The 18,584-nt window shown below is 32.1% G+C and carries 14 protein-coding genes and 1 riboswitch; of the genes, 1 reads left to right on the forward strand and 13 read right to left on the reverse strand.

Features of this window, described 5'->3' with window-relative positions:
* From CLTEP_RS06945 to groES, 3 genes are all read right to left on the reverse strand, one after another.
* Positions 1-255, reverse strand: a 255-nt coding sequence (locus CLTEP_RS06945; RefSeq protein ID WP_201786600.1) for a transposase, incomplete at its 3' end; no start/stop codon positions are given.
* Between the two features lie 499 nt (positions 256-754).
* Positions 755-2,380 carry a chaperonin GroEL gene (gene groL / locus CLTEP_RS06950; RefSeq protein WP_066824600.1) on the reverse strand — a complete coding sequence of 542 codons (1,626 nt, stop codon included), beginning with the start codon at positions 2,378-2,380 and terminating at the stop codon, positions 755-757.
* Between the two features lie 85 nt (positions 2,381-2,465).
* On the reverse strand, positions 2,466-2,753 hold the full coding sequence (gene groES, locus CLTEP_RS06955) for a co-chaperone GroES (RefSeq protein ID WP_066824602.1): 288 nt from the start codon (positions 2,751-2,753) through the stop codon (positions 2,466-2,468).
* Positions 2,754-3,439: 686 nt separating this feature from the next.
* Here groES and CLTEP_RS06960 point away from each other — a divergent pair.
* Positions 3,440-4,159, forward strand: a complete 720-nt coding sequence (locus tag CLTEP_RS06960) for a TIGR01906 family membrane protein (protein WP_066824605.1) — start codon at positions 3,440-3,442, stop codon at positions 4,157-4,159.
* Between the two features lie 238 nt (positions 4,160-4,397).
* Here the strand turns inward: CLTEP_RS06960 and CLTEP_RS06965 are convergent, their stop codons facing one another.
* From CLTEP_RS06965 to CLTEP_RS07010, 10 genes are all read right to left on the reverse strand, one after another.
* Positions 4,398-5,120, reverse strand: coding sequence for a TVP38/TMEM64 family protein (locus tag CLTEP_RS06965; RefSeq protein WP_066824608.1), 723 nt, complete (start codon positions 5,118-5,120; stop codon positions 4,398-4,400).
* 42 nt (positions 5,121-5,162) lie between these two features.
* Complete coding sequence (locus CLTEP_RS06970) at positions 5,163-6,047, reverse strand: DNA-3-methyladenine glycosylase family protein (RefSeq protein WP_066824611.1); 885 nt, start codon at positions 6,045-6,047, stop codon at positions 5,163-5,165.
* A 1,533-nt stretch (positions 6,048-7,580) separates the two neighbouring features.
* Positions 7,581-8,219 carry a GntR family transcriptional regulator gene (locus CLTEP_RS06975; protein WP_066824614.1) on the reverse strand — a complete coding sequence of 213 codons (639 nt, stop codon included), beginning with the start codon at positions 8,217-8,219 and terminating at the stop codon, positions 7,581-7,583.
* A gap of 14 nt (positions 8,220-8,233) precedes the next feature.
* A complete protein-coding gene (locus tag CLTEP_RS06980) occupies positions 8,234-9,142 on the reverse strand; it encodes a thiamine pyrophosphate-dependent enzyme (RefSeq protein ID WP_066824617.1) in 909 nt (302 codons plus the stop codon).
* Between the two features lies 1 nt (position 9,143).
* Entirely contained in the window at positions 9,144-10,325 is a 1,182-nt protein-coding gene (gene porA, locus CLTEP_RS06985) for a pyruvate ferredoxin oxidoreductase (protein ID WP_066824628.1), read from the reverse strand.
* A gap of 3 nt (positions 10,326-10,328) precedes the next feature.
* Positions 10,329-10,625 (reverse strand): 4Fe-4S dicluster domain-containing protein, encoded by a 297-nt coding sequence (locus CLTEP_RS06990; protein ID WP_066824631.1) that lies wholly within the window; start codon positions 10,623-10,625, stop codon positions 10,329-10,331.
* Positions 10,618-11,169 (reverse strand): 2-oxoacid:acceptor oxidoreductase family protein, encoded by a 552-nt coding sequence (locus CLTEP_RS06995; RefSeq protein ID WP_066824634.1) that lies wholly within the window; start codon positions 11,167-11,169, stop codon positions 10,618-10,620. The genes CLTEP_RS06990 and CLTEP_RS06995 overlap by 8 nt, the downstream gene beginning before the upstream one ends.
* Positions 11,170-12,731: 1,562 nt before the next feature.
* The gene (gene gltA, locus CLTEP_RS07000) at positions 12,732-14,117 is read right to left on the reverse strand and encodes an NADPH-dependent glutamate synthase (RefSeq protein ID WP_153016292.1); all 1,386 of its coding nucleotides are present in this window, start codon (positions 14,115-14,117) and stop codon (positions 12,732-12,734) included.
* Positions 14,118-14,148: 31 nt separating this feature from the next.
* Entirely contained in the window at positions 14,149-14,985 is an 837-nt protein-coding gene (locus tag CLTEP_RS07005; RefSeq protein ID WP_066824644.1) for a sulfide/dihydroorotate dehydrogenase-like FAD/NAD-binding protein, read from the reverse strand.
* A gap of 1,767 nt (positions 14,986-16,752) precedes the next feature.
* Positions 16,753-16,857, reverse strand: a riboswitch (glycine riboswitch).
* 210 nt (positions 16,858-17,067) lie between these two features.
* A complete protein-coding gene (locus CLTEP_RS07010; RefSeq protein ID WP_066824645.1) occupies positions 17,068-18,234 on the reverse strand; it encodes an iron-containing alcohol dehydrogenase in 1,167 nt (388 codons plus the stop codon).
* Between the last annotated feature and the right edge of the window lie 350 nt (positions 18,235-18,584).

Raw genomic sequence — 18,584 nt, forward strand, 5'->3', positions numbered from 1 at the left:
TTGAGCATATGATTGATTTATGCTATGCATGAATTGACTTATATCTGCTCCATTTGAATCGATCAATAAATGGACATGTGTGGTCATTATACAATAACCATAGAGTTTAAAGCGATATTTAATTTTATATTTTTTCACAATATTTAAGAAAACATTTTTATCTTCATTTTTCTTAAATAGGGGGAAATCGCTTATGCTTCTGAGCATAACATGATAAATTCCATTTTCAATTTTAAATCTAGCTTTTCTAGGCATAATAACATCTCCTCCAATAATAATTAATATTTAACTTTGAATTATTTATATAAATATTGAGGTTTTATCAATATCTATTTTAGATTATTGACAAGAGTAGTAACATTTAATCAATTGTTTAATCAATTGAAATTTGTATAATTTATGAGAAAACTGGTGAGGGGTCTTAATTTTTCTTATTTACATCTATTGGAATGAAAGTTAGTAAAAATGAACCGTCCCTAATACTTTCTTTTGAAATTTGTATAATTTAAGATGAGAAAGATGATAAATAAGAAAAGAGTGAACCGTCCCTATTGGCTCCAGCTATTAAATCTAATAATAAAATCTAATCTAATAAAATCTAAAGAATCTAATAATAATAAAAATGAACCGTCCCCAATACTCCTAAAAAAAAGGACTACCCATCAACAGGTAATCCTTTTTTCAAATACGTTTGTTTATTGTTTATTATTTATTATTTGTTTATTATTTATTATTTGTTTATTATTAGCGTTTATTAGTACATTCCGCCCATATCCATTCCAGGTGCACCTGGCATTGGTTTTTCTTTTTCTGGAATATCAACTACTGCAGCTTCAGTTGTTAAGAATGTAGAAGCAACAGATGCTGCATTTTGAAGAGCTGATCTAGTAACTTTAGTTGGGTCAACTATACCAGTTTCAATCATGTTAACATATTTTTCATTTAAAGCATCGAAGCCTATACCAACTTCGCTATTTTTAACTTTTTCAATTATTACTGAACCTTCAAGACCAGCATTCTTAGCAATTTGTCTAACTGGTTCTTCAAGAGCTCTTCTTATGATATTTATTCCAAGCTGAACATCTGGATTTTCATTAGTTAATTTTTCGATTTCAGGAATACAATTTACATATGCTGTTCCACCACCAGCTACTATACCTTCTTCAACAGCAGCCTTAGTAGCAGCAAGTGCATCTTCAATTCTTAATTTCTTTTCTTTCATTTCAGTTTCAGTTGCAGCACCTACTTTAATAACAGCAACTCCACCTGCAAGTTTTGCAAGTCTTTCTTGAAGTTTTTCTCTATCAAAATCAGATGTAGTTTCTTCTATTTGTGCTCTTATTTGAGCAACTCTCTCATGTAAAGCAGCCTTGTCTCCTCTACCATTTACAATAGTAGTATTTTCTTTAGAAACTTTGATGCTTTCTGCTCTACCAAGCATATCTATTGTTACGTCTTTCAATTCTCTTCCTAATTCTTCAGAAATAACTTCTCCACCAGTTAATATTGCAATATCTTGAAGCATTTCTTTTCTTCTATCACCGAATCCAGGAGCTTTTACAGCAACGCATGTAAATGTTCCTCTTAATTTGTTAACAACTAATGTAGCTAATGCTTCTCCTTCAACATCTTCTGCGATTATGAATAATTTTTTACCTTGTTGAACTATTTGCTCTAATACTGGTAAAATATCTTGAATGTTTGTAATCTTTTTGTCTGTGATTAAGATGTATGGCTCATCAAGTAAAGCTTCCATCTTCTCTGTATCTGTTACCATGTATGGACTTAAGTATCCTCTATCGAACTGCATACCTTCAACAACGTCTAATTCTGTTCCCATTGTCTTTGACTCTTCAACTGTTATAACGCCTTCATTTCCTACTTTATCCATAGCATCTGCGATTAGCTTACCTATTTCTTCATCAGCAGCTGATATTGCAGCAACTCTTGCAATATCTTCTTTACCGTTCACATGTTTAGATGCTTCTTTGATTTTTTCAACTGCTTTATCAACAGCTATTCTAATACCATTTCTGATTAACATTGGATTAGCACCAGCTGTTACATTTTTTAATCCTTCCCTTATGATAGCCTGTGCCAACAATGTAGCTGTTGTAGTACCGTCCCCTGCAACATCATTTGTCTTTGTTGCAACTTCTTTAACTAATTGAGCACCCATATTTTCATATGGATCTTCTAATTCTATTTCTCTTGCAATAGTAACACCATCGTTAGTTATTAATGGTGAACCGAATTTTTTATCAAGAACAACATTTCTTCCTTTTGGTCCAAGCGTAACTTTTACAGTATCTGCAAGTTTATCTACACCTTTTTGCATAGTTCTTCTTGCTTCTTCATCAAATAAAATACTTTTAGCCATCTTTTAACCCTCCTATATCCTAAAGTTTTATTATTATCACGAGTTACATACTATTTATTCTCACACTATTTATTTTATTCTCAATTTACTTTTCAATAACCGCTAATATATCGTTTTGTCTTAGTATAATTAATTCTTCACCTTCAAATTTGATTTCATTTCCTGAATACTTAGAAAATAATACTCTATCTCCTACTTTAACTTCCATTTTAATTTCTTTACCATCTACAACTCCACCAGGTCCAACAGCTATTACTTCTGCTTCCTGTGGTTTTTCTTTTGATGCACCAGGTAATACAATACCGCTCTTAGTAGTTTCTTCAGCTTCTACTCTTTTAATTACAACTCTATCACCAAGTGGTCTGATATTCATAAAAATACCTCCTCTTAAATTTAGTGTTTTGTGTTTTGCAAGAAAAATAATAAACTAAGCAGCTGCTACATTATTATTTTTCAAAAATATATTTTAATTGAATTAATGAACCTAAATATATTAAATTAAATAGATCAAATGTATAAGTATAAGTATAAGCGTATATAAGTGTATAAGTATAAGTATAAGTGTGTAAGTACAAGTACAAGTGTATAAGTATAAGTGTATAAGTATAAGTATAAGTGTATAAGTGTACAAGTACATATTATATTAAATGTATAAGTATATATCTTGTTAGCACTCATTGTTATAGAGTGCTAATACAATTATTATAGTAATTAATACTTCCATAAATATCAAATACCGCTAATCGACATTTAGGTTAATTATACTTAAATAACTATACTTAGATTAATATTGGTCTTATTTTCTTATGTTTACTCAATATATCATTATTTTTCATAATTATCTTTCATAATTATTAACCTTACGCTCAATAATTATTCAGAAAAAAATAATTTTTTTGAAAAAGTATATTTATTATCAATTATGTCGAGAATCTAAACTGGTATTCATCTATCTAAGCCTCTATCTAAACAAGTGAAGAATTGCACACAGTTCGCTTGTATATCATCTAAAGACTAGAGTATTCATCTATCTAAGGAAGTAAGGAAGTGAACAATTAAATGTCTCGTAATATTTTAAATATTATTTTAAATGGTATTTTTAATTTTGTTTTTATAATAGCATTCTGTTTGTTAATAATTATTTTATCAGTAAAATTTACGGTTCATTTTAAGCCATTATATTATCATGACATCAATAAACTAAATATAGAAAGCGTTTCAGATTTAAGTAGAAATGAAATAATAAATAATTATAACTATTTAGTTAACTTTATTTCATCACCTGAAAATAATATAAACTTTAAAATTCCGTCATTTTCTGATTCTACCGAAGGTATAATACATTTTTATGAAGTTAAATCAATATTCAATAAATTAAACTATATATTTTATTCTTGTTTGCTTATATCTGTAATTGGAATTTTGTTAAAAATAAAAAGACACGATTATGTTTTCTTAAAATTGTGTTCAATAATTTTAATATCATCTCAAATCATTATACTGCTGCCAATTATTATTGACTTTAATAAAAGTTTTACTTACTTTCATAAAATATTGTTCAATAATGATTATTGGCTCTTTAACGAAAAAACAGACCCAGTGATTAAAATACTTCCTGAGCCATTTTTCTTCCATTGTGTGCTACTTTTTATAGGTATTATTACTACAATGAGCTGCATATTAGCAATTGTATTTTTAAAACTCAACTCCCCTAAGAATAAGACAAATACTGCATTAAGAAAAAAAATATTAATAAAAAGATTATTGAACACTAAGTAATCTACTAAGTAATTTATAATTTATATTGAACATTAAGTTTATATTGAACATTAAGTAATTTATGCGTTAAGTAATTTATGCGCATTTTGGATATTATTTTTATCTTGGATATTATTTTTAAAATAGATTTCCTTAAAATTAATTATGATTATGTACATTGCTGTGATTATGTGATTATGATTATGTGTGATTATGTACATTGCTGTAACAGATAACAATATACCTAATTAGGGTATATTCAATATTTTCGATTTTTTCTTCTTTTATCAATTTGATTAATTATTTTATCTTTGTTAACTATAGCAATTATAAAAACGACAGATATCGCAACTGCTATAGTTACTAGAGTTTCCTTGTCTCCTATGTTTATTTTGTCTCCAAAATATGCAGAAAGTAGTATAGCAGGAATCCTTCCTAATGTTGAATAAACAATAAAATTCTTAAAGCAAATATTAGTAATTCCACAGATATACGCTAAAGCATCCTTTGGTATGCCCGGAATTAAATACAAAATGAATATCATAACATTAAACCTTGGTGTACTTAGCTTTTTTTCATAGAATTCAACTTTTTCCGATGATATTATCTTTTTGACAAAAAACCGTCCCAACTTTTTTGAAATAAAAAATGCTATGCTACTCCCAATAGTAATACCAATTACTGACAATACCGTTCCCAGTACTGTACCAAATACGTAACCGCCAGCTATCTGTACTATTTCGCCAGGAATCGCAAAAATTACAACTTGAAGTATTTGAATAACTATAAATACTAACCCTGCTTTATCCTTATATTTTAATATGTAATTTTGAATACTTTTAGGACTTTTAAAAATATAATAATAGTTCTTAAATAAAAAATATATTAACAATGCAATTGAAATAGAAAATATTGAAATAATTATATACGTTTTGTATTCTTTTACACTATTTTTTATGAAACTCTTAATTTTACTTAACAACTCGATAACTCCTTTGATATTTTCTTTCAAATGCCTTATTCTCTAGTTTGTTATTTGAATATTGTTTTCTCTAGCATAGTAAAACAAATACTGCTGAGCAAATCCAGATAACTTACCAAATTTTTCCCTAGCAAATTGTCTTATTTTAGGCAATGAAACATCAGGTGCTAAATAAAAATATTGCATTGCCCTTTTAACCCAAATATCAACTGGAAAAGCTGAGTATTTTGCCATAGAAAACAACATTATGCAGTCGGCAACCTTTGGTCCAACACCACTAAATTTCTTTAGTTCATTGTGACAAGCATCATCGTCTAAATTTGCTATATAGCTTAAATCAATTTCACCATTATTCAATTGATGTATGGTTTCAATAATATATTTTGCCCTAAACCCAGCTCCACATTCTTTAATATCATCTAAAGTAGCACACTTTAAATTCTCAAGACTTGGAAAAGCATAATAAACCTGATTTTTATAATGTATTTCTTTTCCCCATCTTTTACTTATATTCTGTATGGTTCTTTTGATCATTGGTATCCTGTTATTTGCTGATATAATAAATGAAATTAGCAACTCAAATGGTTCCTGTTTAAGCAATCTTATACCATGTCCGAATTCTACAGCATTTTTTAATATTGTATCCTTGCTAAGTTCTTTTTTTATTTTAGAGTAATCTCTTTTTAAATCAAAATAATCACTCCATATTTCTTCAAATTGTTTTATATTAGTATTATATAGTATTACATTTTTCCCTTGTTTTTCAACTTCTATTACATTTTCAAAAGCTACTCCAACATAATTTCCTTCTTCATTTTTATGCCATCTAAAACATTGTCCACACTCGAATATATGCTCTAATTCAAAATTTTTTACTCCTTTTAACATTACTCCATTATCAATTTCTTCTACGCTTTTGTAGTCCACTTTTTTACTCTCTCCCCTTTTTTGTTTTAGTATCCAGTCACCAATCTCTAGTCTCCAGTGCAGATTTGTAGCTTGACAGCTAGCAACTATTTAAGAACAAAATTTAAATATTAATATCCATCAAAGCCACAATCTGTTTTGGGGATTGGCGATTGGTGATTAGTGACTTTTGTTTTAGTCTCCACTCTCTAGTCGTAGTCTCCAACTTCCAGCTTCCAACACAAATTTGGCAGCCAGCATATTATTAGGTGCTAGGAATTTAAACAAGGTACTAGGATATAAATCAAGGCTACTAGTTTGCCAGACGGCTAGAGGGCTAGTATCCAGTCACCAATCTCTAGTCTCCAGTGCAGATTTGTAGCTTGACAGCTAGCAACTATTTAAGAACAAAATTTAAATATTAATATCCATCAAAGCCACAATCTGTTTTGGGGATTGGCGATTGGTGATTAGTGACTTTTGTTTTAGTCTCCACTCTCTAGTTGTAGTCTCCAACTTCCAGCTTCCAACACAAATTTGGCAGCCAGCATATTATTAGGTGCTAGGAGTTTAAACAAGGTGCTAAGTACTAGGATAAATCAAGGCTACTAGTTTGCCAGACGGCTAGAGGGCTAGTATCTAGTCTCCAATCTCTAATCTCCAGTGCAGATTTGTAGCTTGACAGCTAGCAACTATTTAAGAACAAAATTTAAATATTAATATCCATCAAAGCCACAATCTATTTTGGGGATTGGCGATTGGTGATTAGTGACTTTTGTTTTAGTCTCCACTCTCTAGTCGTAGTCTCCAACTTCCAGCTTCCAATACAGATTTGGCAGCCAGCATATTATCAGGTACTAGGAGTTTAAACAAGGTGCTAGGATAAATCAAGGCTACTAGTTTGCCAGACGGCTAGAGGGCTAGTATCCAGTCTCCAATCTCTAGTCTCCAGTGCAGATTTGTAGCTTGACAGCTAGCAACTATTTAAGAATAAAATTTAAATATTAATATCCATCAAATTCACTATTTGCTTTAGTAACTGGCGATTGGTGATTAGTGACTTTTGTTTTAGTCTCTAGTACAGATTTGCCATCTGTATACCAGTATCTATTTTAGGTACTAGGCACCGGTTACTAGGAAATAAAATCTAGTATGATAGTCTGCCAGAGTATTAGGCTGCTAGTGCAGATTTACAACTTGATTGCTATATACTTACAACCAGCAAATGTTTTTATATTGCATTTAGGAAGTTACGAAGCAATCTACACCTTTACTAGTAAACTAGCCGACTGACAATCTATCATTAAAGAAATCGTGTAGCGATTTCTTCATCAACTGGTAATTAGCCCACTGGCAACTAGAAATCTTGTTTTAAAAGGTCGTGTAACGATTTCAACATTAACTAGCACCTAGCACACTAGTAACTAACAATCTTTATTAAAGAAATTGAGTAGCAATTTCAACCTTTACTATTCCCTATTCTCCATTCACTATTTTCTATTTAAGGTTCACTATTCTCTATTTAAAGGTTTTCTTCTTCTCATAAGTTTTTGTCTAGCGAAAAAAGTTTCTCGACATTTGCTCTAAGAATTTTTGAGTATGTTTTTCAGCGGCTATTCTAGCCGCTTTTGGATTTCTGTCTTTAATAGCTTCTGCAATCTCTTTTAATGATTCATGGAACCAGTTATAGTCATCTAGTACATACTGAATATATTGAAGAAATCTAGCTGTTTTAGTATTTAATTCCTCAAGAGTTTGAATCAGTATTGGATTCCTAGATGCTTTTCTAGTAATCTGATGAAATTTTTGGTCATCTTTGATACACTTCTTATAGTCCTTAACCAAATCATATTGAGGAAATCTCATTATTATCTCATATAACTCTTCAATATCGTCTTCTCCGGCCCTTTGTGCTGCTAGTTCTGCTGCAAGCCCTTCCAAATTCCTTTTAACTTCATAGGCATATTTTACTTCATTCAAATCAACCTGTGTTACATACGTACCTACTCTTGGAATCATATCAACAAGTCCATTCTGAGATAATTTAAGGAGTGCTTCTCTAACTGGAGTTCTACTAACACCAAATTCCTCAATTAACTGCTTCTCACTTATAAGCTGACCTGGCTTATACTCTATTTCAACTATTCTTCTTTTTAATTCATTATAAATTTCTATATTAGCTGGTTTATCCATGAAATCATTCCTTTTTACCAATTATTCATTCTTTCCCACTTGTAATCTCTGTATTTTACTATAACTTCTATATCTTCATCTTTTAAATGTTTAAATCTTCCTTGTCTCTTTAAATAATGCTCAACAGGTTTAAATTCTTTTGGTCTTCTATTGAGTTTGAATTCTCCATTTTCATATTCTGCTAAATACCATAATCCACAGTCAACTGCTTCTTTTGCAATTTCAACAGTTTTATCTGCCGTATAACCCCATCCAGTTGGACATGGTGCCATTACATGAATGTAAGATGTTCCATCATTTTCTGATGCTTTTTTTATTTTCATTAAGAAATCTTCTGGATACCCAATACTTGCAGTTGCAGCATATGGAATGTCATGAGCTGCTGCAATTTCGAACATATTCTTTTTCATAGTTGTTGCACCTGGAAAATTCTTGCCCGCTGGAGAAGTGGTTGTTTTCGTTCCATAAGGCGTAAGACCACTTTTTTGAATTCCAGTATTCATATACGCTTCATTGTCATAACAAATATATATTACTTTTTCATTTCTGTCAATTGCACCTGACAATGCTTGCATACCTATATCTGCTGTTCCACCATCACCAGCAAATCCAACAACATTACAATCTTTTAACCCCAAAGCTTTTATTCCTGCTCTAATTCCTGAAAGCACAGCTCCAGTTGCTGCAAATGGAGTGATTATAGCGTTATTTCTGAATGCCATCTGTGGATATATAAATCCTACTGCTGACATACATCCTGCTGGAAGTGCTGCAAATGTTCTTTCTCCTAAAACCTTCATTGCTAATCTTACTGCAAGACTTCCTCCACATCCACCGCAAGCTTTATGACCATAGAAAAATTCTTCATTAGTTAACGTTTTTGCATTAAGGGGTTTTACACTATTATTAGCTACATTAGTCATATTATTCACACCTCACATTCACGAATTGGATTCTATCATGTTCTTTACCATCAACTATTTCCATAAGTTTTATGAACATATTTTCAACATTTTCCTTTGTGATATCTCTTCCACCAAGTCCGGCTATAAAGTTCATTGTTTTAGGAAGTTCTTTCAATTCAACCAATGCTGAATTCACATTTGTAAATATGGTTCCCTCATATCCATAAGATATATCTTTATCTATAACACCAATTGCTTTTACTTCTGAACCTACTTCAGCAACAACTTCTCTTGGGAAAGGTCTTAGGTATCTTAATTTCAATACCCCTACTTTATGCCCCATATCTCTCATCTTATCAACAACTATCCTAGCAGTTCCAGTAACACTACCAACAGTTACCAAAACATATTCTGCATCATCACATCTATATTTATCAACCATTCCTCCGTAATATCTTCCAAACATGTCTCCGTACTCTTTATCTACTCTTTCAATTACTTCAACAGATTTTCTCATATCCAATTCTTGTTTTATTTTGAATTCCAAATTCCAATTATTTCCCGCTGTTATGCATAAACTTTTGGGATTATCTAAATCCATTTTATTATCTGTTTTGAAAGGAGGTAAGAATTCATCAACTTTTTCCTGTTCAGGTATTTCAACTAATTCATATGTATGTGTTAAAACAAATCCGTCCAAATTAACCATCATAGGCATTAACACATTTTCATCTTCAGCTATTTTGTATGCTTGTATTATCATATCAAGTGCTTCTTGAGCATCTTCAACATAAACTTGAATCCATCCGCTGTTTAACAACATTAATGAGTCAGTTTGATCTCCATAAATGTTCCAAGGTGTTGCTAAAGCTCTGTTTGCATTCATCATTACTACTGGCAATCTTGCACCACTTGTATAAGGTAAAACCTCTGCCATATAAAGAAGTCCTTGAGAAGATGTTGCTGTAAATGCTCTTGCACCTACTGAACTAGCTCCCATTGCTGCTGATAATGCACTATGTTCTGATTCAACATGAATATATTCTGCATCTAATGAACCATCTTCAACAAATTCAGATAATCTCTCAACCACCACTGTCTGAGGTGTAATAGGATATGCTGAAATAACATGTGGTCTTGCCAATCTAGCACCTTCTGCAACAGCGTCATCTCCACTTATAAACAACTTTTTATTTGCCATAACTTACGCCTCCTTCTCCATTGTAATAGCACCAAGTTTGCATTCATTTGCACATACTCCACAGCCCTTACAGAAATCATAATCTATCACTGGTTTTCCTTCTGATTTATCTATAACTCCATCTGGACAAAGTAAAAAGCATCTAAAACAGTTCACACACTTTTCGTAATTAATAACAGGTTTAAATGTTCTCCAACCAGCATTTTTATCTACAAGATGTCCAGCTTTGCATGTAGAACCAATTGGATATTCATCAATAGTTTTAGGTTGTTGAAATTTTACCACTCCAGGTCTATTCATTTTCAAGCACTCCCTTCGTAATTTCATATGCTTTTTCTATAAGAATTTTATTTTTTTCGGCTATAGAAGGTCTCATATTGCTTTCAATAGCTTTTTTAGCAGCTTCAATGTCCACAACACCTGATACTGCAATTAAAGCTCCCATCATGGCTGTATTAGTTATTGGTCTTCCCAATATTTCAAGAGCAAGTGATGTAGCATCAATAGCTATTATTCTATTATTTGTCATTTGTTTATATTTCTCTGCATTTTGGGTATTGATAAGAATTACAGAATCTTTCTTTAAACCATTAGTCACAGCTTGTCCCATTAATGTTTCATCGAGCACAATTGCATAATCACAATTATAAACTTCACTTCTGTCAGTAATCTTTTTGTCATCTATTCTAGTGAATCCTAATACTGGTGCTCCTCTTCTTTCTGGTCCAAACGATGGAAATGCCTGGGCGTATTTGCCATTATATACTGCTGCAGCTGTGCCTAATATTCTTGCGGCGGTAAATCCACCTTGTCCTCCCCTTCCATGCCATCTTATTTCTACCATTTTAATTCCCCTTTCTATTAAATTTATTTTAATTTTATAATCATTAATCTTTTTTCGCTAGCTCCAAACAGGTAATATGAATCAGGGACTAGGCTTTAATCTCCAGTCTCCAGCTTATCTAATCCCAAATCCCTAGTCTCCAATCTCTAGTCAATTATACAGATTTGTAACTTGAAAACTAGCATCTATTTAAGAATAAGATTCTAGACACTAATATCTATCAAAGTCACAATTTGCTTTGGCGACTGGTGATTGGCGATTAGTGACTTTTGTTTAGTCTCCAATCTCCAATCCCTAATCTCCAGCACAGATTTACCATTTGTATACCAGTATCTGTTTTAGGTGCTAGAAATGAAGTAAGTTTGCTAGTCTGCTAGAGGGCTAGTCTGCTAGTGCAGATTCACAACTTGATTGCTATATACCTGCAATCAGCAAATGTTTTTTATATTGAATTTAATAAATTGCGTAGCAATTTTATCATTAGCTGGTAACTAGCCCACTGATAACTAGAAATCTTGTTTTAAAAGGGTGCTAGGTTAAAGCAAGTTTGCTAGTCGACCAGTCTGCTAGTGCAGATTCACAATTTGATTGCTATATACCTGCAATCAGCAAATGTTTTTTATATTGAATTTAATAAATTGTGTAGCAATTTTATCATTAACTGGTAACTAGCCCACTGATAACTAGAAATCTTGTTTTAAAAGGGTGCTAGGTTAAAGCAAGTTTGCTAGTCTGCTAGTGCAGATTTGGTATTTATACATCAGTATCTTATTAGGCACTAGGTACCATGAGATAAAACACGGTACTAGGTTTTAATCTCTAAACTAAGCCACAATTTGCTTTGGTGACTGGTGATTGGCGATTAGCAACTTTTGTTTAGTCTCTAATCTCCAATCCCTAATCTCCAGCACAGATTTACCATTTGTATACCAGTATCTGTTTTAGGTGCTAGAAATGAAGTAAGTTTGCCAGTCGGCTAGAGTACTAGGCTACTAGTGCAGATTCACAACTTGATTACACATACTTACAACCTGCAAATGCTTTATATTACATCTAAGAAATTGTGAAACAATTTATACCTTTACTAGCAAATTAGCCGACTTACAATCTATCATTTAAGAAATCGTGTAACGATTTCAACATTAACTGGTAACTAGCCCACTGATAACTAGAAATCTTGTTTTAAAAAATTGCGTAGCAATTTCAACCTTAACTTGCCGCTAGCAACTAGTCAACTAACACTCTAGTCTTGAAGAAATTACACAGTAATTTCGAAACTAAAACCAGTAACTAGCCCACTAGAAAACTGACAATCTTGTTTAAAGAAATTGCATAGCAATTTCAACCTTTACTATTCTCCATTCACCATTCTCTATTTACAAGTTTTCTATTCAGATCTTTTCTGATATATCAGTTGTATATCAATACAATATTAATTATATATCTATCCATATATTATTGTCAATCAATTCTGAAAATAATGCGTAACATAAAAGTAAATTTTAAAGAGCATGAATCTTTGCATTGCAAAAATTCATGCTCTTATTTTGTCACTCATTCTATTATTTATTTTTTAACATTTCATCTATTGCTTTTGCAGCTTTTTTACCTGCTCCCATAGCAAGAATAACTGTTGCAGCTCCTGTTACAGCATCTCCTCCAGCATAAACTCTTTCTTTTGAAGTTACTGCTGTTTCTTCATCAGCCAAAATACATTTTCTGTTATTTATTTTAAGTCCTTCTGTTGTTGTATAAATCAATGGATTTGGTGAAGTACCAAGTGACATTATAACAGTATCCACATCAAGTATGAATTCAGAACCTTCTATTGCAACTGGTCTTCTTCTACCAGATTCATCTGCTTCACCAAGTTCCATTTTTACACATTTCATACCTTTTACCCAACCATTTTCATCTCCAATGATTTCAACAGGGTTTGTTAATAAGTCAAATATTACTCCTTCTTCTTTAGCATGATGAACTTCTTCCACTCTTGCAGGTAGTTCTGCTTCTGATCTTCTGTATACTATGTGAACTTCTGCCCCAAGTCTTAAAGCAGTTCTTGCAGCATCCATAGCAACATTTCCACCACCAACAACAGCAACTTTTTTACCAACTTTTATTGGAGTAGCATATTCTTCTTTGAAAGCCTTCATTAGATTATTTCTTGTTAAAAATTCGTTTGCTGAGAATACTCCATTTAGATTTTCACCAGGTATTCCCATGAATTTTGGTAATCCAGCACCAGAACCAATAAATACCGCATCGAAATTTTCTTCTTGAAGCAACTGATCAACTGTAATTGTTCTTCCTATGATTACATTTGTCTCAATTTTTACTCCTAATTTTTTTACATTTTCAATTTCATGCTTTACAACTGTGTCTTTTGGTAATCTAAATTCAGGAATTCCGTAAACCAATACTCCACCAGCTTTATGCAAAGCTTCGAATATAGTTACGTCATATCCTTCTTTAGCTAAATCTCCAGCACAAGTAAGTCCAGCTGGGCCACTTCCTATTACAGCTACTCTTTTACCGTTCTTTGGCTTAGTCTCAGAAAGATTAACATTATGCTCTCTTGACCAATCCGCTACAAATCTTTCAAGCTTACCAATTGCAACTGGTTCACCTTTTATGCCAAGTACACATTTACTTTCACATTGAACTTCTTGTGGACAAACCCTTCCACATACTGCTGGTAATGAACTATATTTTGCTATTACCTTTGCAGCTTCTTCGAATTCTCTATTTTTAACATGTTGAATGAATCCTGGAATATCTATTGATACTGGGCATTTTGTAACACATTGAGGATTTTTACAATTTAAGCATCTTGAAGCTTCCTTAACTGCTTCTTCTTCTGTATATCCTAAACATACTTCTTCAAAATTCTTAGCTCTAACTTCTGGAGCTTGCTCTTTAATTGGAATTCTCTTCATTCTATCCACTGCCATTACTATTCCTCCTTCACTAAATATCTTATTTATTCATGCATTCCTGTTCTTCTTTTTTATACATTGCACTTCTTCTCATTGCTTCATCAAAATCAACTTTATGTCCATCAAATTCAGGACCGTCAACACAAGCAAAATATGTTTTTCCGCCTACAGTAACTCTGCATGCACCACACATACCAGTACCATCAACCATTATAGGATTTAAACTTACTATTGTTTTTATTCCTAATTCCTCTGTAACCTTGCAAACAAATTTCATCATTATCATAGGTCCAATCGCTACAACTAGGTCATATTTTTTGCCTTGCTTGTTAACCAAATCTAAAATCAAATCAGTAACTCTACCATTAAATCCATATGTTCCATCATCTGTTGCTGGATATACATTACCTGCTACTTCTTTCATTTCTTCTTCTAATATCAATAATTCTTTTGTTCTTGCACCAATTATTACGTCTGCTTTAACACCATGTTTGTTTAACCATTTTACCTGTGGATATACTGGTGCTGTACCTACCCCACCTGCAACAAATAGTATATTTTTCTTCTTCAATTCTTCTATTTCTTCATGAATAAATTCTGAAGCTTGTCCTAATGGGCCTACGAAATCATATATGAAATCTCCCTTTTCATAATCCATTAATTTTCTAGTTGAACATCCAATAGCTTGAATAACAATTGTAACAGTTCCTTTTTCAATGTCATAATCACAAATTGTTAATGGTATTCTTTCACCCTCTTCATCTAATCTTATAATTACAAATTGTCCTGGTTTTGCAGATTTAGCTACTCTTGGTGCTTCAATATCCATTAAGAATATCTGAGGAGCTAATTGTCTTTTTTCTACAATCTTAAACATATCTGTTCCTCCTTATATATTATTTTCTTTCAAAATATGTATTTTATTTATATTATAATCACAGTACAAATTTGTTATTTGTATGTCAGTATCTGTTTACAAGTTCTAGCTTTTAATATCTAGCTAAGTCACAATCAGCTTTAGCAACTAGCGATTGGTGATTAGTAACTTTTGTTTAGTCTCCAGTCTCCAATCCCTAATCTCCAATAGAAATTTGTGACTTGACAACCAGCATCTTATTAGGTACTAGGTGCTAGGAATCAGGTTCTAGGTTCTAGGTCAAATCAAGTTTGCTAGGGTGCTAGAGGGCTAGTCGGCTAGTACAGATTCAGCATCTACTCATCAGTATCTGCTTAAAAACAAGGTGCTAGGTTTTAATCTCTAAACTAAGTCACAATTTGCTCTAGCGACTGGTGATTGGTGATTAGTAACTTTTGTTTAGTCTTCAATCCCTAATCTCCAATAGAAATTTGTGACTTGACAACCAGCATCTTATTAGGTACTAGGAGCTAAAACAAGGTACTAGGTGCTAGGTGCTAGGAATCAAGTTCTAGGTTATAGGTCAAATCAAGTTTGCTAGGGTGCTAGAGGGCTAGTCGGCTAATACAGATTCAGCATCTACTCATCAGTATCTGCTTAAAAACAAGGTGCTAGGTTTTAATCTCTAATTAAGTCACAATCAGCTTTAGCAACTAGCGATTGGTGATTAGTAACTTTTGTTTAGTCTCCAGTCTCCAATCCCTAATCTCCAATAGAAATTTGTGACTTGACAACCAGCATCTTATTAGGTACTAGGTGCTAGGAATCAGGTTCTAGGTTCTAGGTTCTAGGTCAAATCAAGTTTGCTAGGGTGCTAGAGGGCTAGTCGGCTAGTACAGATTCAGCATCTACTCATCAGTATCTGCTTAAAAACAAGGTGCTAGGTTTTAATCTCTAAACTAAGTCACAATTTGCTCTAGCGACTGGTGATTGGTGATTAGTAACTTTTGTTTAGTCTTCAATCCCTAATCTCCAATAGAAATTTGTGACTTGACAGCTAGCAACTATTTAAGAACAAAATTTAAATATTAATATCCATCAAAGTCACAATCTGTTTGGGTTACTGGTGACTCGTGATTAGTGACTTTTGTTTAGTCCCCAGTCTCTAATATAAATTTGCAATTTAAAAACTAGTATCTTATTAGGTCAAGTTTGCCAGTTTGCCAGAGTACTAGGCTGCTAGTGCAGATTCACAACTTGATTGCACATACTTACAACCTGCAAATGCTTTATATTACATCTAAGAAATTGTGAAACAATTTATACCTTTACTAGCAAATTAGCCGACTTACAATCTATCATTTAAGAAATCGTGTAACAATTTCATCATTAACTAAAACTAACCCACTGGTAACTAAAAGTTTAATTCTAGCCTCGAAAAAATTACACAGTAATTTCGAAATTAACTCGCCAACTAGTAACTAACAACCTAGCTCGTTTCATTCAAGAAATCGTGTAACGATTTCAAACATTAGCTAGCAACTGGCCCACTAGAAAACTAACAGCCTTGTTTAAAGAAATTGCGCAGCAATTTCAACCTTTACTATTCCTTATTCTCTATTCTCTATATATTGTTTCCAATACCACGTAAACCATTCTTTTTTTCAACAGTATGGTATATCAAAACAGTTATTCTTTTGTTTGTGTTTCTATTTTTTTCATATTTATCAAATCTAATCAATATTCAGCCAAAAAATTACAGGGAGCAAACAGCAATCACAAGTATGCTATTTGCTCCCTGTCCTTTTATCTGAAAGTTTCCTCAGAGGATTATATCCCTACTGAGTTTCTTCTTCGATGCTCAATTTAATGAGTCTCTCCAGGGGTGTGTCAGATTATTGTTTAAAACCTGAAAGCTTCTGAATAAATATATAGCAAATTTATTCTTTTCTTCTTCGGTAATCCTAAAAGGATATCTCCAATAACCCTCATCCACCATTATTAAATTTTATACCATGTTAAAATAATTTTATACTTATATTGCTGTATAGTCAATATCAATTTTGAAAATTCTATAATTTTATTGTTAACAACATTTACTATTTAGAAATCTACTTTTTCACCAGTAAATGTGCAAGTAAATATTTTTTTCATTTCATCTACAGTTACTTTTCTTGGGTTTGAACCTGTACAAGCATCTTTAACTGCATTTTCTGCAATGAAATCAAGTTTTTCATTAAATTGTTCTTCTGTAATACCGTATTCTTTTAAAGTGAAAGGAATATTCATCTTTTTGTTCATTTCTCTTATCATGTCAGTTAAAGAATCTATTAATTCTTCATCATTGTTGCCTTTAAGTCCAAGATTTCTAGCAATTTCTGCATATCTTTCGCCACATGCTTTTTTATTGAAATCGATTACATATGGTAGGAATATAGCATTTGCACATCCATGAGGAATATGGAATACTGCTCCTGTCTTGTGAGCCATACTATGAGTTATTCCAAGCAATGCATTTGAAAATGCCATACCAGCAAGACATTGTGCAATATGCATTTCTGATTTAGCTTCTTTATCGCCTTCAAAAGATTTAATTAAATTTTCTTTTACCATAACTATAGCTTTCATTGCTAGAGGATCTGAGAATGCAGATCTTAATCCTGCTACATAAGCTTCAATGGCATGTGTTAATGCATCCATTCCTGTATGAGCAACTAGTTTAGGTGGCATTGTTGAAGCGATTTCTGGATCAACAATTGCAATATCTGGTGTTAAATTAAAATCAGCTAAAGGATATTTTATTCCTTTTTCATAATCTGTTATTACAGAGAAAGCTGTAACCTCAGTAGCTGTACCACTTGTTGATGGAATAGCTACAAATTTTGCTTTTTGTCTTAATTCAGGAAGTCCAAATGGAACTATCGCCTTTTCAAATGTAAAATCAGGATATTCATAGAAAATCCACATAGCTTTAGCAGCATCAATCGGAGAACCTCCACCTATTGCTATTATCCAATCAGGTTCAAATTCTCTCATCAAAGAAGCACCCTTCATAACTGTTTCAACAGATGGATCTGGTTCAACTCCATCTATTAATTTAGTCTCCATGCCAGCTTCTTTTAAGTAATCCATAACTTTATCTAAAAATCCAAATCTTCTCATAGAGCTTCCACCAGTTACAACTACTGCCTTCTTACCTTTTAATTCCTTTAAAACCTCTAAAGAATTTTCTCCAAAATAAATGTCTCTTGGTAATGTAAATCTGTTCATTTTGTTACCCTCCATAATAAAATATTTTTAACAATTTTCTGTTATTATGATAGCCATAATAATAAGTGAACCCATTTTATTATTCTCCACTAAAATAAGTGTTTAATTTAATATCACTTATTAATACAAGCAATCCTCATGCCAATTTTGATATTAATTTAACAAATTCTATGTTCAACATATGAAATATATATAATATTTGTTCTTACACAAAGTATTTGAAAGGAAATAAGAATTTAAAGATGCTACGTATATTTTGTATTAAACAAAAGAGACAGGTTTAAGACAGGTTTCAAAGATAATAAACTATATAGTTTTGTCCTATTTTATGACACTTGTACAATAGACAC

Origin of the sequence: Clostridium tepidiprofundi DSM 19306 (assembly GCF_001594005.1) — a bacterium.
GTDB classification, from domain to species: Bacteria; Bacillota; Clostridia; order Clostridiales; family Clostridiaceae; genus Clostridium_AC; species Clostridium_AC tepidiprofundi.